The sequence below is a fragment of the Streptococcus sp. A11 genome (genome assembly GCF_043674225.1).
Lineage (GTDB): Bacteria > Bacillota > Bacilli > Lactobacillales > Streptococcaceae > Streptococcus > Streptococcus suis_V.
Genome location: NZ_JBIMJS010000008.1, coordinates 15,953 through 30,239, shown reverse-complemented (window position 1 = coordinate 30,239; position 14,287 = coordinate 15,953). Strand labels below are relative to the sequence as shown.

The following is a 14,287-nucleotide window of genomic DNA, read 5'->3' as shown; positions in this document are numbered from 1 at the left end:
GTTTTGGTTTTAAAAAATCACAATTAAAAATAAAAAAGCAACGTTTTTCAACATCACTTCTTCATTCGTTAGTCCTATTTAAAATAGTTGATTCCCATAGCATCCTTGACTTGGTCCAGAGTAGTTGCTGCTACTTGACGAGCTTTTTGACTGCCTGCCTCTAACATAGCATAGACCTGTCCCATATCTTTGGCAAACTCGATGCGACGCTCACGGATTGGCCCCAACTCACGTTCTAAGATATCCAAAAGATAGCGTTTGGTTTTGACATCTCCCAGACCACCGCGCTGGTAATGCTCCTTCATGGCCTCAATCTCAGCCTGATCTTCCTCACGACCAAAAACATCCAAATAATGGAAAACCATATTTCCTTCAATCTGACCCGGATCCTCGACACGGATATGGTTCGGGTCGGTATACATGGACATGACTTTCTTTTTCAAAGTGTCCATGTCATCTGCCAGATAAATCCCATTGCCAAGTGATTTAGACATCTTGGCATTGCCATCCAACCCCGGCAAACGACCTGCAGCCTCGTTTTCAGGGTAAATCCCTTCTGGTTCCACCAAAACATCCGTCTGATAAGCGTGATTAAAACTACGAACCAGCTCACGGGTCTGCTCAATCATGGGCTTTTGATCGGTTCCAACTGGTACAAAGTTTGCCTTGAAAGCTGTAATATCTGCAGCCTGAGAAACCGGGTAGACCAAGAAACCTGCTGGAATGCCTTCACCAAAGCCCTTCTGGGCAATTTCTGTCTTGACAGTCGGATTGCGTTCCAGACGAGCAACTGACACAAGGTTCATATAGTACATGGTCAATTCAGCCAATTCTGGAATCTGACTTTGGATGAAAATGGTTGTCTTAGCTGGATCGAGACCTGCCGCTAAGTAGTCCAAGGCTACGTTACCAACCGACTCAATAATCTTCTGCGGTTCTTTAGCATGGTCTGTCAAAGCCTGCTGGTCTGCCAAAAATACAAATAATTCATGATTTCCTGCATTCTGTAAGAGCACACGATTTTTCAAGGAACCTACATAATGACCAATATGTAATTTTCCGGTCGGTCGATCGCCTGTTAAAATAATTGGTTTTGTCATAACTTCTCCTTTTACACTTGTTTACAACACTGTAAACTTATTGTCAACAAAAAATAAAAGCCCAGCACAAGTCTGTGCAAGGGCGTCAAGGACACGGTACCACCTTAGCTTATGAACAGTAAAGCCATTCATTTCTCTTTGCACATAAGGCCTGCTAGCCAAATCCTTATTTGTTCAGATTTCTATTTACCATCAGCCCATTCATAAAGAAGAATTACTTGTTTACACCGACCACAAGCTCTCTAAAAACCGTTCCTTTACTACTCTTCTGATTGATTATCATTATAACTGCTAACTAAAAGAAAGTCAAGCTGAGAAAGCCTTGACGATTGGCTTAAAATTCTGCATAATAGAACGTGCGTGTATATTAGAATATAGTATTAAAGGAGAAATCATGAAAGACAAGTTAAAAGATATTTCATTTGTGACGGCGGGTAGCATCATTATGGCTATTGGCTTCAATAGTTTTTTTCTGGAAAGTAATATTGTATCTGGAGGAATTGGTGGCCTGGCCATTGCCCTAAACACATTATTCGGTTGGGACCCAGCTACCTTTGTACTATTCTGCAATATTCCTCTCCTGGTAATTTGTTTCTATTTCCTTGGGAAATCTGTCTTTGTAAAAACTGTTTACGGTGCCATCCTCTATCCATTCTGCATGAAATTAACAGCTGGTTTGCCAAATTTGACCGATAATCCTTTACTTGCTGCAATTTTTGGCGGTATTGTTCTAGGTTTTGGTCTCGGACTTGTCTTTCTCGGTAATTCATCAACGGGAGGAACAGGCATCCTCATCCAATTTATCCATAAGTATTCTCCCCTATCACTCAGTCAAACCATGGTTATTATTGATGGTATTATCGTTGGCCTTGGCTTTATCGCCTTCGATCCTGATACTGTCATGTACTCCATCCTTGCCTTGATGACCATCAGCTATGTGATCAACCGTATGATGACGGGTACAAACTCTTCTCGAAACCTTTTTATTATTTCCCAAAAATACAAGGAAATCAAATCCTATATCACAACCGAAGTGGACCGTGGAGTAACAGAATTGCCCGTAATTGGTGGCTATACTGGGTCTGAAAAACGCATGTTAATGACAACTGTTTCTATCCCAGAAGTACAAAAATTGGAAAATCATATACTCCAAATTGACGAAACAGCCTTTATTATTATCTTACCAGCTAGCCAAGTTCGTGGTCGCGGCTTCAGCTTACAAAAAGATCATAAATCCTATGACGAAGATATTTTGATCCCAGGATGATTATAATTGAAGTTTAGACTGCTTTCTAGTACAATAAATCTAATAGACAGAAAATAGGAGAAACTATGCTTACAGTATCAGACGTGTCGCTCCGCTTTAGCGACCGCAAATTATTCGACGATGTCAACATCAAGTTTACAGCTGGAAATACCTACGGTTTGATTGGTGCCAACGGTGCCGGTAAATCAACTTTCCTGAAGATTTTAGCAGGAGATATCGAGCCAACAACTGGCCACATTTCACTCGGTCCAGACGAGCGTTTGTCCGTCCTCCGTCAGAACCACTTTGACTACGAAGATGAGCGCGTGATTGACGTGGTTATCATGGGAAATGAGCAGTTATACAGCATCATGAAAGAAAAAGATGCCATCTACATGAAGGAAGATTTTTCTGATGAAGACGGTGTCCGTGCTGCTGAATTAGAAGGTGAATTTGCTGAACTTGGTGGCTGGGAAGCTGAAGCTGAGGCTTCACAATTGCTCCAAAACCTGAACATTGCTGAAGACCGCCACTACCAAAACATGAGCGAATTAACCAACGGTGAAAAGGTTAAGGTGCTTTTGGCCAAGGCCCTCTTTGGTAAGCCAGACGTCCTTCTGCTGGACGAGCCGACCAACGGTTTGGACATCCAGTCTATCAACTGGTTAGAAGATTTCTTGATTGACTTTGAAAATACCGTCATCGTCGTATCCCACGATCGCCACTTCCTCAACAAAGTGTGTACCCACATGGCGGACTTAGATTTCGGTAAAATCAAAATTTTTGTCGGTAACTACGACTTCTGGAAACAATCATCTGAATTGGCAGCCCGTTTACAGGCTGACCGCAATGCTAAGGCGGAAGAAAAAATCAAGGAATTGCAAGAATTCGTTGCCCGTTTCTCTGCCAACGCTTCAAAATCCAAACAGGCAACCTCTCGTAAAAAAATGCTGGATAAAATCGAGTTGGAAGAAATCATTCCATCCAGCCGTAAGTACCCATTTATCAACTTCAAGGCCGAGCGTGAGATTGGTAACGACCTGCTGACAGTTGAAAATCTCAAGGTTGTTATCGATGGAGAGACGATTTTGGACAATATCAGCTTTATCCTCCGTCCAGGTGATAAGGCCGCTATCATCGGTCAAAACGACATCCAGACAACTGCCCTTATGCGTGCCCTGGCTGGCGACATCGACTATGAAGGAACCATCAAATGGGGTGTAACCACTTCACAATCTTACCTGCCAAAAGACAATACAAAAGACTTCGCAACTGGCGAATCTATCTTGGAATGGCTCCGTCAGTTCGCTGAAAAAGGTGAAGACGACGATACATTCTTGCGTGGATTCCTTGGTCGTATGCTTTTCTCAGGCGACGAAGTCAAGAAGTCTGTCAACGTCTTGTCAGGGGGAGAAAAAGTCCGTGTCATGCTATCTAAGCTAATGCTGCTCAAGTCAAACGTCCTCTTGCTGGATGACCCGACCAACCACTTGGACTTGGAATCCATCTCTAGCCTTAACGATGGCGTGAAGGACTTCAAAGAGTCCGTTATCTTTGCCAGTCACGACCATGAGTTCATCCAAACCATTGCCAACCACATCGTTGTCATCTCGAAAAACGGGGTCATTGACCGTATCGATGAGACCTATGATGAGTTCCTTGAAAATGCTGAAGTACAGGCAAAAGTTCAAGAACTCTGGAAAGCATAATCAAAAAAGGCGATTTTATCGCCTTTTCTTATAAATTTATGAAATCAATTTTTAAACATAAGTCCATTTTTTATCTGTTAGCCTTTCTTCTTCCATTTACAATAATGGTCATTATCTTGTCAACCCAAGGTATTTGGTTGGGAAGTGATACAACCATTTTGGCCAGCGATGGGTTCCATCAATATGTCATCTTTCATCAAACTTTACGGAATGCTTTACACGGTAATAGTTCAATCTTTTATACCTTTACAAGTGGATTAGGCTTGAATTTCTACGCCCTATCGTCTTACTACCTGGGCTCTTTTCTATCGCCTTTAGTATATTTCTTTGACTTGCAGTCCATGCCAGACTATATTTATCTGTCAACTCTTGTAAAGTTTGGCTTGATAGGCTTGTCAACCTATACTAGCCTGAGAGGCATTTATAAAAACATCAAAACTGAATGGAGCTTACTTCTCTCCACCAGCCTTGCTCTCATGAGTTTCTCAACTAGTCAGTTAGAAATTTCCAGTTGGCTGGATGTTTTTATTCTGATTCCTATTATTTTACTGAGTTTACACAGAATGCTGACTGGTAAAGGTCGGATTATCTACTATATCAGTCTAGCCTGTCTTTTCATTCAAAACTACTACTTTGGTTACATGACTGCCATCTTTTTATTGATTTGGACACTTGCTCAGCTAACCAAATTCGATAAAAAAATTATTCGATTTATAGACTTTATAGTGGTGTCAATTCTGTCAACATTGACTGCTATGGTCATGTTACTGCCAACCTATCTAGACCTAAAGACTCACGGAGAGACATTTACAAAGATTGTCAACTTAAAAACTGAGGACTCCTGGTATCTAGACTTTTTTGCTAAGAGCCTAGTTGGAAGTTTTGACACCACAAAATTTGGATCTATTCCGATGATTTTTGTTGGACTAACTCCGCTAATTTTAGCCTTGCTCTACTTTACTGTCAAAGAAATAAAATGGCAGACAAAATTAGCAAATGGACTGCTAGTAACCTTTATCATTGCAAGTTTTTATCTACAACCACTCAATCTATTCTGGCAGGGAATGCACGCGCCAAATATGTTTCTCTACCGCTACGCCTGGGTACTATCTATTGTCATTATTTATCTAGCAGCAGAAACCAGCACCTATTTGACCAACATTAAAATATGGCAAATTTGCCTTCCCTTTACAATTCTGTCAACCGGTTTTATCCTCACATATATTTTTAAAAATCACTACTATTTCTTGGACACTGTAAACTTTTTACTAAGTTTTGAATTTCTCTTTGCCTATCTTGTTCTATTTGTCAGCCTTCATTATTTCAAGTTTGATATCAAGTGGATACCTCTTTCTTTCTTACTGTTTACCTTATTAGAACTTGGTCTCCACACTCATTACCAGGTTCAGGGAATTTCAGATGAGTGGCATTTCCCTAGTCGGTCGAATTACGAAGAAAAGTTGACAGATATTGACAATCTTGTAAAAGAGACCAAGAGTGACAATGAATACTTCTATCGAATGGAACGCTTGTTACCTCAAACCGGTAATGATAGCATGAAGTTCAATTATAATGGTATTTCTCAATTTTCATCCATTCGCAATCGCGCTTCTAGTTCTACTTTAGATAAACTGGGTTTCCGTTCAGACGGTACCAATCTAAATCTGCGTTACCAGAACAACACCTTGATTGCGGATAGCCTATTTGGCATAACCTACAATCTGGCAAGCACAAATCCCAATAAATATAGATTTGATTTTCAGAAGAGTACCGATAGTATCAGTCTCTATAAGAATAACTACAGTCAGGGATTAGCTCTTTTGACCAATTCTGTTTACAAAGATATCAAGTTTACAAATATGTCCTTGGATAATCAATCTGCCTTTCTAAATGAACTGACAGGACTGGATTACAAGTATTTTTATCAGATTAAGGACGTTCAATCATTCAATGGTGTTGACCTTGGAGGCCGCATAACTGTAAATAAACCTGTCAATCAGATCGATGCAACTATTACTTATAAACTAAATGTTCCAGCCAATAGCCAGGTCTATCTCAATTTACCAAATATTAGCTTCTCAAACGACTCTGTCAAAAGAGTTGTCATAACTGTCAACAACCTGTCAAATGAGTTCACACTTGACAACAGCTTTTCCTTCTTCAATATTGGTTATTTCTTAGAGGATACTGAACTTTCCTTCTCTATTCATTTTCCAGAAAACGAACAAGTTAGCTTTGATAAACCGCAATTTTTTCGGTTAGACCTTGGCCAATATTCTGAGGCTATGGAAATACTAGCCAGTAAGCAAGTTGTATCCACCGTAAAGTCGAACAAGGTAGAAGTAGAATTTTCAAGTCAAAATCCTGCTAGTCTGCTCCTAACCCTTCCTTATGATAAGGGATGGACTGCAAGCATCGATGGTAAAAAAGTACCAATATTAAAAGCACAAAATGGTTTTATGAAACTGGACGTAGAGCCTGGTCAACGACAGGCCGTCTTGACATTTATTCCACATGGATTTTACTTGGGATTAGGAATTTCCACGACAGCTATCTGTTTCTTTATTTTCTATAATTATTTGTTCAATAGACATAAGAACCGAGGTTAAACCTCGGTTTTTGTAGTGCAAAAAAACCTTGATTTCTCAAGGTTTCCTAGTCTTTATTTACTCCGCCAACAGGGCTCGAACCTGTGACATCATGATTAACAGTCATGCGCTCTACCAACTGAGCTATGGCGGATGATATAGTCCGTACGGGATTCGAACCCGTGTTACCGCCGTGAAAAGGCGGTGTCTTAACCCCTTGACCAACGGACCATTATCAGTACGCTAACTAGTATAATACATGACCTTATTTTTGTCAACATTTTTTCAGATTTTTTTCACTTTCCGGCAACTTGACAGCTACCTATCTTTCATGTAAAATAGAAGAGTTGAAAGAGGTTCCATAGCTCAGCTGGATAGAGCATTCGCCTTCTAAGCGAACGGTCGCAGGTTCGAATCCTGCTGGAATCATCTCCGACCTGCTCTGGCGGGTCTTTTTTCTTTCCATAATTCCCAATTTATATACAAAACAAAGGGGAGGACACCTATGAGGGCATATTCTCCAAAGGATTGGGAAAACAGAGTAGATAGACAAACTCCAAGCATGAACCCCAAAATAATAATGTAGATATTTCGACCAGTTTCCTGCAAGTGTGCGTTCTTTTCCATCAATCCCTTAAACCAAATATAGGCTGCGTTTTTGACATTTCCAGTCATCATCACATTGGCATAATGGACACCCTTAAGACTTCTAAAAGTCTCTACTTGGATGGAAGCTGTAAAGGCCAATAAGCCCATAGTAAAAAATGAATTGACAAAGGGCGTCAGAACGATTGTCAATACAATCAAGCATAAAATGATTAAACTGCTCCCAAAATGCCAAGGATAGCGGTGTTTCAAAAAATATTTTTTGGCTAAATAAGTAAAAAATTGCCCCAGTGTGAAGAATACAATTGGGACTAAAAAGTGAATTGTACTCTTGATGCTGCCCTGGGCTAAATGACTAGCTAACAAAACGACATTACCAGACTGGACGCCTGCAAACCGGCCACCCTGGGTCAAATAAGAAAAGGCATTCAAATAGCCGCTGACAAAGGTCAGACAGGTAGCCACTCTTAGCCCCTCATACACACGATACTCTCTCATTCTCTCATCTTCCTTGTTTCACGTGAAACTATTTGTGATAGGGACTTCCATGTTGGATCATAAAGGCCCTGTATATTTGTTCCATCAAAACCAACTTCATCAATTGATGGGGCAGTGTCAATTTTCCAAAACTCATCAACAAATTCGCCCTTTTTTTAACCGAATCTGCCAATCCAAGGCTGCCTCCAATTACAAAGGAAATTTCTGAAAATCCCTTTACTGTGATATCTTCTAATTTTTTGCTAAATTCTTCTGAAGGAAATTGATTGCCCTCAATGGCTAAAGCGATGACAAAGTCGCGCTCGTTGATTTTAGATAAAATCCGCTCCGCTTCCTTGGCCAATATTTGCTCGTTCTCAGCCTGACTAGCCTTGTCGGGTGTTTTTTCATCTGCTAATTCAAGCAGCTCCAATTTGGTAAACCGACTGAGCCGCTTGCTATACTCAGCAATGCCATCTTTTAAATATTTCTCTTTTAGTTTTCCAACTGTAATCACTTTTATTTTCATATTTCTATTGTAACATATCCACAAACTATCTAACAGATGAAATGGACAATAAGGCAAGGAAATAGGGAGTCTATACACAGAAGAAAAAAGTTATCCACAGCTTGTGGATTGAATTTTGAAAATTTTAAGTTATAATTAAGAAAGGTAGTGTAATCTTTAGAAAATGGATTAAATCTGAAAGGGAAAAAGTCATGAAAAAGTATTTGAAATTTATCATTCTATTCGCCTTTGGGTTTCTAGGAGGAATCAGTGGCTATCTGGTTGCGTCCTCTTTCCAAAATCCCGCAGCTCCACAGCAAGCGGGGTCTGGTGAAACCACCATCAGCAAAGTTCAGTATCAAAATGAGAATTCAACAACCAAGGCTGTGGAAAAAGTACAGGATGCCGTAGTATCTGTCATCAATTACCAGCAGCCTACACCAAATAGCCTCAGCTCTATTTTTGGTACTATTGAAAGCTCCGATGAGCTGGCCGTGGCAGGAGAGGGATCTGGTGTTATATATAAAAAAGATGGCAAGGATGCCTACATTGTCACCAACAATCACGTTATTGCTAATGCTGAAAAAATTGACATTCTCTTAGCATCTGGTGAGAAAGTTAGTGGACAGCTAGTGGGAGCAGACACCTATTCAGATATAGCCGTTATCAAGATCGATGCTGAGAAAGCCCACTCTGTCGCTGAATTTGCCAATTCAGACAGCATTAAGGTCGGAGAAACAGCCATCGCTATCGGTAGTCCTTTAGGTAGTGTTTACGCCAATACCGTCACCCAGGGCATTATTTCCAGCCTTAGCCGGACTGTCACTTCTCAAACAGAGGACGGACAAACCATCTCCACCAATGCAATCCAAACAGATACAGCCATTAACCCAGGTAATTCTGGTGGCCCCCTCATCAATATTCAGGGTCAGGTTATCGGAATCAATTCAAGTAAGATAACTTCCAGTTCTCTGGCCAATAATGGTGGTGTCTCTATAGAAGGTATGGGATTTGCGATTCCTTCAAATGACGCTGTTTCTATTATCAATCAATTGGAAACAAATGGTAAGGTAGTTCGTCCAGCCTTGGGCGTTCACATGGTCGACGTGACCGATCTGTCAACCAGTCAATTAGAAAAAGCAGGTCTGGCAAATACAGATTTAACCTCAGGTGTAGTAGTTGTTTCAACCGAGTCAGGCCTACCAGCTGATGGCAAATTAAAAACCTACGATGTCATTACTGAGATCAATAGTAAGAAAATTGAGAGCAAGAGCGATTTACAGAGTGCCCTTTACAAACAAAAAATTAACGACACGATTACAGTCACCTATTACCGTCAAGGCAAAGAAGAGAAGGTTGACATAAAGTTGACACACTCTACGGACGCCCTTTCTTAATAGTTGGAACAAAAACCTTACTTTACAGCATTGTAAAGTAAGGTTTTTTTTGCTAGAATGTCACTGTATGGAAGAATTAAAAAAGATAGCGATTAAGGATATTCAAACAAATCCTTTTCAGCCACGAAAACATTTTGACCAAGAAAAATTATTGGAACTAGCCCAGTCTATCCGAGAAAATGGAATTATCCAACCGATTATCGTCCGAAAATCCTCTCTCATAGGTTATGAATTATTGGCTGGAGAACGACGTTTACGAGCCAGTCAATTAGCCGGTCTAAAAGAAATTCCAGCCCTTGTAAAGGAATTATCCGATGACCAGCTCATGTTGCAGGCTATTATCGAAAACCTCCAACGGTCGGACTTGAATCCCATTGAAGAAGCAGCATCTTATCAAAAATTGATTGAAAAGGGGCTGACCCACGATGAAATTGCTCAAATTATGGGTAAATCCCGCCCTTATATTTCCAATCTTCTGCGTTTGCTGAGCCTCAGTAACAGGACCATTACCGCCATTGAAACCGGAGAAATCAGCCAGGGGCATGCCCGCCTCTTAATCGGTCTTCCTGAATCGAAACAAGTCTACTGGATAGAGCGTATCCAACAGGAGCAATTAAGTGTTCGTTGGTTGGAAAATGCTTTGAAAAAGAAGAAAAAGCAAGCCCCACCGAAAACAAATCTCTTTTTGAAGGAGCAAGAAACTGAATTACAGAAACTCCTAGGAACCATGGTCACGATTAGACAGCAGAAATCTGGTCAGGGGAAGATTAGCCTATCCTTTGATTCCAACGAAGAATTCGAAAGAATTATCAACACCTTAAAAAAATTGTGTGACTAATAAAAATAATCCCCCTACTTATAAACAGGAATAAATAGTGGAAAAAGCCGATTTTATCGTGATAAATTTACTTATTCACATCTTGTGGATAAGTGATATAAACAGTGTGGAAAAATATTTATTCTTGTGGAAAACTTTTTCCTTTTATGGTAAACTTAGAATAAGCACTTTTTAGGAAGGGAGGCTTCAAATGGACAAGGAACAAGAATTTTGGAATCGATTTATTGAACTAGCCCAGTCCAGTCTTTCCAATTCTGTCTACGAGCTACTGGTTGAAGAAGCGCGCCTGATTGAATTGCAGGATGGCGTTGCAACAATTTTTCTCGCTGGAACTAGCGACAGTATACTGGCCAGTAAGAAAAAATTGTGGAAACAAAATATTGAAGAACTGATACTGATTGCTGGTTTAGAAGTGTTGGGTGAGCAAATTTCCGTCACCTACCATACCTATCAATCTGTATCAGAACCAAAATCTGACAAGGCCTATAAAGCTGATAAGGTCGTTACAACACCAGCAGAAGCAGATACTCCAGCTCCGATAGGCAAGCCCAGCAAATCCAGTTTTCTTCCGATTCAATCAGGCATCCAGCCCCAATACACCTTTGATAACTTTGTCCAAGGTGGTAGTAATATGATGGCCAAATCTGCTGCTCTAGCTGTAGCTCATTCACCTGGACAGCTCTACAATCCTCTCTTTATCTGGGGAGGACCTGGTCTTGGGAAAACTCACTTGCTCAACGGAATTGGTAACCAAGTCCTGGGAGACAATCCACACGCGCGTGTTCAATATGTCACATCTGAATCCTTCCTTAACGAATTTGTCAACTATCTCACCAAAAAAGAACTGGACATGGAAGAATTTAAGGAGCACTATAGAAATCTTGACCTGTTGCTCATTGATGACATCCAGCTCTTAAAGGGGAAGGCTTCAACACAGGAAGAATTCTTCCACACCTTTGATGCTCTCTTGAGCCAAGGAAAACAGATTGTCCTAACCAGCGATCGAAATCCAGATAGCCTGGATAATTTGGAAGACCGCCTGGTATCCCGCTTTAGTTGGGGAGCTACCTGCCAGATTTATCCACCAGATATCGAAACGCGCGAGGCCATCCTCAGAACAAAGTGTGCCACCTATCCATTTGAATTTCCAAATGATACACTGACCTATCTAGCAGGCCAAATCCAGTCCAATGTCAGAAATTTAGAAGGTATTCTCAAAGATATCAGCCTCCTGGCTGGAATGAGAAATTTGACCACTATCACCGTCGACATTGCAGCTGAGGCCATCCGAGGACGCAATCAGGCAGCACCAAAAAATTCTGTTATCCCAATTGAAACCATCCAGACTGAGGTCGGAAAATTCTACGGCGTTAGCCTCAAGGAAATAAAGGGAAGCAAGAGATTGCAAAATATTGTCCTAGCCCGTCAGGTAGCCATGTATCTAGCAAGGGAAATGACGGACAACTCCCTTCCAAAAATTGGCAAGGCCTTCGGTAATCGAGACCACACAACTGTCATGCATGCCTATAAAAAAATAAGGGACATGCTCAAGAATAACGAAAGCTTCCTGATTGAAATTACAAATATCAAAAATAAGATCATGTAATCCCATACTTGTGCGCAGTTTTCCACAAGTTGTAAACAAGCCTTTTTTCCTATTCTGATGCGCTTGCTTACACTTTTCCACAGAATGAACAGGCTCTACTACTATTACTAACCCTTATTATATATAAATAAAGGAGAATCCATGATTCAATTTTCCATTAACAAAACTATTTTCCTACAAGCATTAAATATTACCAAACGTGCTATCAGTACCAAGAATGCTATTCCTATTTTATCGACTGTTAAAATTGCTGTTAATACGGAAGGTATTACCCTGATTGGTTCTAATGGTCAAATTTCTATCGAACACTTTATTTCTGTTCAAGATGAAAATGCTGGTCTTTTGATTAGCTCAACCGGAGCTATCCTTCTGGAAGCAGCTTTCTTTATCAACGTAGTTTCTAGCATGCCTGATTTAGTTCTTGATTTTAATGAAATCGAACAAAAGCAGATTGTCTTGACTAGTGGTAAATCTGAAATTACCCTCAAAGGAAAAGAAGCTGAGCAATACCCACGCTTGCAAGAAGTGCCAACTTCAAAACCTCTGGTATTGGAAACAAAAGTCCTTAAGCAAACCATCAACGAAACAGCCTTCGCCGCCTCAACTCAGGAAAGTCGTCCAATCCTAACTGGTGTGCACTTTGTGCTAACAGATAATAAACAGCTCAAAACAGTGGCGACCGACTCCCACCGTCTCAGCCAGCGTAAATTGGTCTTGGAGACTGCAGGAGATGACTTCAATGTGGTCATCCCAAGCCGTTCTCTCCGCGAATTTACGGCCGTATTTACCGATGAAATTGAAAAGGTAGAGGTTTTCTTCTCCAACAACCAAATCCTCTTCAGAAGCGAGTATATTAGTTTCTATACCCGTCTTTTGGAAGGGACCTATCCAGATACCGACCGTCTCATTCCAAAAGAATTTAAGACGACAGCTGTTTTTGATACCACCCACCTCCGTCAGTCTATGGAGCGTGCCCGTCTCTTGTCCAATGCTACTCAGAATGGAACGGTGAAATTGGAAATTACCAAGGGTATTGTCTCAGCCCATGTCAATTCTCCAGAAGTAGGTCGCGTCAATGAAGAAATCGATACCTTGGATGTTTCAGGTGAGGATCTGGTGATCAGCTTCAACCCAACTTATCTTATTGAAGCCCTCAAAGCGACCAACAGTGAGCAGGTGAAGGTGAGCTTTATTTCCAACGTTCGTCCATTTACTCTGGTGCCAAACAGTGAGGATGACGATTTTATCCAATTGGTAACCCCTGTTCGTACCAACTAATAACAGTAAAATCGGCCATTGAGCCGTTTTTATGTTATACTAAAATTACCTATGATTGTACACATTTTAGCAAATCCAAATGCTGGCAGTCATTCTGCAGAAAGTATAATAGACCAGCTTAAAAAAACTTATCCACAAGTAGACTTTAAGACCTATCTGACCCAGGGTAAGCATGATGAGAAAGTTCAGATTCAAAAGATTTTAGAAGACTATGGAGACGGGGATAGACTGCTCATTTTAGGTGGAGACGGTACGCTATCTAAAAGCCTGACGGATTGGCCAAGCCAACTACCTTTTGCTTATTATCCGACAGGTTCGGGCAATGATTTCGCCAAATCAATGAAAATCAGAGAGATAGATACTGTCCTAACTGCCCTCTTGACAGAAAAAACGCAGTCTATTTGTGTTTTGAAGACGTCCTTTGGGATTATTGTCAATAGTATGGATGCTGGTTTTGCTGCCCAGGTGATTGCACGCTCAGAATCCTCTAAGCTCAAAAACTGGCTTAAGCGCGTGAAAGTTGGTAAATTGACCTATCTGATAATGGCTATCAGAAGTCTTTTAGATGTGCAGTCCTTGACAGTGGACGCGACCATTGATGGCCAGGAACAACAGTTGAAGAATCTCTTTTTCCTGTCTCTTGCCAACAATACCTACTTTGGCGGTGGTATCATGATTTGGCCGGAAGCCTCTGCTCATGAGCAGAAAATCGATCTGGTTTATATTGAAAACAGCCCAATTCATAGACGGGTGCTGGCCTTGCTTGATTTGGTCCTTAAGCGTCATAAGAAATCCAAATATATCAAACATCTCCAGTGCCAAACTATTTCTATCAAAACTAGTCAGCAAATCCTATTTCAAACGGATGGTGAAATGCTGGCGGGGACAGAGTTTGCATTGACTTGCCAAGAAAGAAAAATCTATCTATAAGGAG

General features: G+C 40.8%; 11 protein-coding genes, 3 tRNA genes and 1 other annotated feature. Of the genes, 9 read left to right on the top strand and 5 right to left on the bottom strand.

Annotation, left to right across the window (positions count from 1 at the left end):
- Positions 1-74: 74 nt before the first annotated feature.
- Positions 75-1,100, bottom strand: coding sequence for a tryptophan--tRNA ligase (gene trpS, locus ACHBIF_RS05905; RefSeq protein ID WP_105160709.1), 1,026 nt, complete (start codon positions 1,098-1,100; stop codon positions 75-77).
- A gap of 75 nt (positions 1,101-1,175) precedes the next feature.
- Positions 1,176-1,386, bottom strand: a binding site (T-box leader).
- A gap of 108 nt (positions 1,387-1,494) precedes the next feature.
- Between trpS and ACHBIF_RS05900 the strand changes: the two genes are divergently transcribed.
- The 3 genes from ACHBIF_RS05900 (at position 1,495) to ACHBIF_RS05890 (ending at position 6,664) form a co-directional block, all read left to right on the top strand.
- The gene (locus ACHBIF_RS05900; protein WP_172059404.1) at positions 1,495-2,367 is read left to right on the top strand and encodes a YitT family protein; all 873 of its coding nucleotides are present in this window, start codon (positions 1,495-1,497) and stop codon (positions 2,365-2,367) included.
- 65 nt (positions 2,368-2,432) lie between these two features.
- Positions 2,433-4,055 carry an ATP-binding cassette domain-containing protein gene (locus ACHBIF_RS05895; RefSeq protein ID WP_105111336.1) on the top strand — a complete coding sequence of 541 codons (1,623 nt, stop codon included), beginning with the start codon at positions 2,433-2,435 and terminating at the stop codon, positions 4,053-4,055.
- A 38-nt stretch (positions 4,056-4,093) separates the two neighbouring features.
- Positions 4,094-6,664 carry a YfhO family protein gene (locus ACHBIF_RS05890; RefSeq protein WP_394719264.1) on the top strand — a complete coding sequence of 857 codons (2,571 nt, stop codon included), beginning with the start codon at positions 4,094-4,096 and terminating at the stop codon, positions 6,662-6,664.
- 60 nt (positions 6,665-6,724) lie between these two features.
- On the opposite strand, the gene ACHBIF_RS05885 is transcribed toward ACHBIF_RS05890, so the two are convergent.
- Positions 6,725-6,797 (bottom strand) — tRNA-Asn (locus ACHBIF_RS05885).
- A 5-nt stretch (positions 6,798-6,802) separates the two neighbouring features.
- Positions 6,803-6,874, bottom strand: a tRNA-Glu gene (locus ACHBIF_RS05880).
- Positions 6,875-6,998: 124 nt separating this feature from the next.
- On the opposite strand from ACHBIF_RS05880, the gene ACHBIF_RS05875 reads away from it, so the two are divergent.
- A tRNA-Arg gene (locus ACHBIF_RS05875) sits at positions 6,999-7,072 on the top strand.
- Here ACHBIF_RS05875 and ACHBIF_RS05870 read toward each other — a convergent pair.
- Positions 7,070-7,747, bottom strand: coding sequence for a YoaK family protein (locus ACHBIF_RS05870; RefSeq protein ID WP_105160707.1), 678 nt, complete (start codon positions 7,745-7,747; stop codon positions 7,070-7,072). The genes ACHBIF_RS05875 and ACHBIF_RS05870 overlap by 3 nt on opposite strands.
- Before the next feature lie 28 nt (positions 7,748-7,775).
- The gene (rlmH, locus tag ACHBIF_RS05865; protein WP_394719262.1) at positions 7,776-8,255 is read right to left on the bottom strand and encodes a 23S rRNA (pseudouridine(1915)-N(3))-methyltransferase RlmH; all 480 of its coding nucleotides are present in this window, start codon (positions 8,253-8,255) and stop codon (positions 7,776-7,778) included.
- A gap of 191 nt (positions 8,256-8,446) precedes the next feature.
- Here rlmH and ACHBIF_RS05860 point away from each other — a divergent pair, with 191 nt between their 5' ends.
- The 5 genes from ACHBIF_RS05860 to ACHBIF_RS05840 all read left to right on the top strand — a co-directional run bounded on the left by ACHBIF_RS05860 (position 8,447) and on the right by ACHBIF_RS05840 (position 14,283).
- Positions 8,447-9,631 (top strand): S1C family serine protease, encoded by a 1,185-nt coding sequence (locus ACHBIF_RS05860; RefSeq protein WP_394719260.1) that lies wholly within the window; start codon positions 8,447-8,449, stop codon positions 9,629-9,631.
- 67 nt (positions 9,632-9,698) lie between these two features.
- Entirely contained in the window at positions 9,699-10,469 is a 771-nt protein-coding gene (locus tag ACHBIF_RS05855) for a ParB/RepB/Spo0J family partition protein (protein ID WP_105111341.1), read from the top strand.
- 190 nt (positions 10,470-10,659) lie between these two features.
- Entirely contained in the window at positions 10,660-12,075 is a 1,416-nt protein-coding gene (gene dnaA / locus ACHBIF_RS05850; protein WP_105111342.1) for a chromosomal replication initiator protein DnaA, read from the top strand.
- 141 nt (positions 12,076-12,216) lie between these two features.
- Positions 12,217-13,353, top strand: coding sequence for a DNA polymerase III subunit beta (dnaN, locus tag ACHBIF_RS05845; protein WP_172059407.1), 1,137 nt, complete (start codon positions 12,217-12,219; stop codon positions 13,351-13,353).
- A gap of 51 nt (positions 13,354-13,404) precedes the next feature.
- Positions 13,405-14,283, top strand: coding sequence for a diacylglycerol/lipid kinase family protein (locus ACHBIF_RS05840; RefSeq protein WP_394719256.1), 879 nt, complete (start codon positions 13,405-13,407; stop codon positions 14,281-14,283).
- Positions 14,284-14,287 lie beyond the last annotated feature (4 nt).

What these genes read in the sequence shown, in the direction of transcription:
- ACHBIF_RS05870 (WP_105160707.1), bottom strand. Translation starts at nt 7,747, where the DNA reads ATGAGAGAGTATCGTGTGTATGAGGGGCTAAGAGTGGCTACCTGTCTG.
- ACHBIF_RS05895 (WP_105111336.1), top strand. Translation starts at nt 2,433, where the DNA reads ATGCTTACAGTATCAGACGTGTCGCTCCGCTTTAGCGACCGCAAATTA.
- ACHBIF_RS05840 (WP_394719256.1), top strand. Translation starts at nt 13,405, where the DNA reads ATGATTGTACACATTTTAGCAAATCCAAATGCTGGCAGTCATTCTGCA.
- rlmH (WP_394719262.1), bottom strand. Translation starts at nt 8,255, where the DNA reads ATGAAAATAAAAGTGATTACAGTTGGAAAACTAAAAGAGAAATATTTA.
- ACHBIF_RS05900 (WP_172059404.1), top strand. Translation starts at nt 1,495, where the DNA reads ATGAAAGACAAGTTAAAAGATATTTCATTTGTGACGGCGGGTAGCATC.
- ACHBIF_RS05860 (WP_394719260.1), top strand. Translation starts at nt 8,447, where the DNA reads ATGAAAAAGTATTTGAAATTTATCATTCTATTCGCCTTTGGGTTTCTA.
- ACHBIF_RS05890 (WP_394719264.1), top strand. Translation starts at nt 4,094, where the DNA reads ATGAAATCAATTTTTAAACATAAGTCCATTTTTTATCTGTTAGCCTTT.
- trpS (WP_105160709.1), bottom strand. Translation starts at nt 1,100, where the DNA reads ATGACAAAACCAATTATTTTAACAGGCGATCGACCGACCGGAAAATTA.
- ACHBIF_RS05855 (WP_105111341.1), top strand. Translation starts at nt 9,699, where the DNA reads ATGGAAGAATTAAAAAAGATAGCGATTAAGGATATTCAAACAAATCCT.
- dnaN (WP_172059407.1), top strand. Translation starts at nt 12,217, where the DNA reads ATGATTCAATTTTCCATTAACAAAACTATTTTCCTACAAGCATTAAAT.
- dnaA (WP_105111342.1), top strand. Translation starts at nt 10,660, where the DNA reads ATGGACAAGGAACAAGAATTTTGGAATCGATTTATTGAACTAGCCCAG.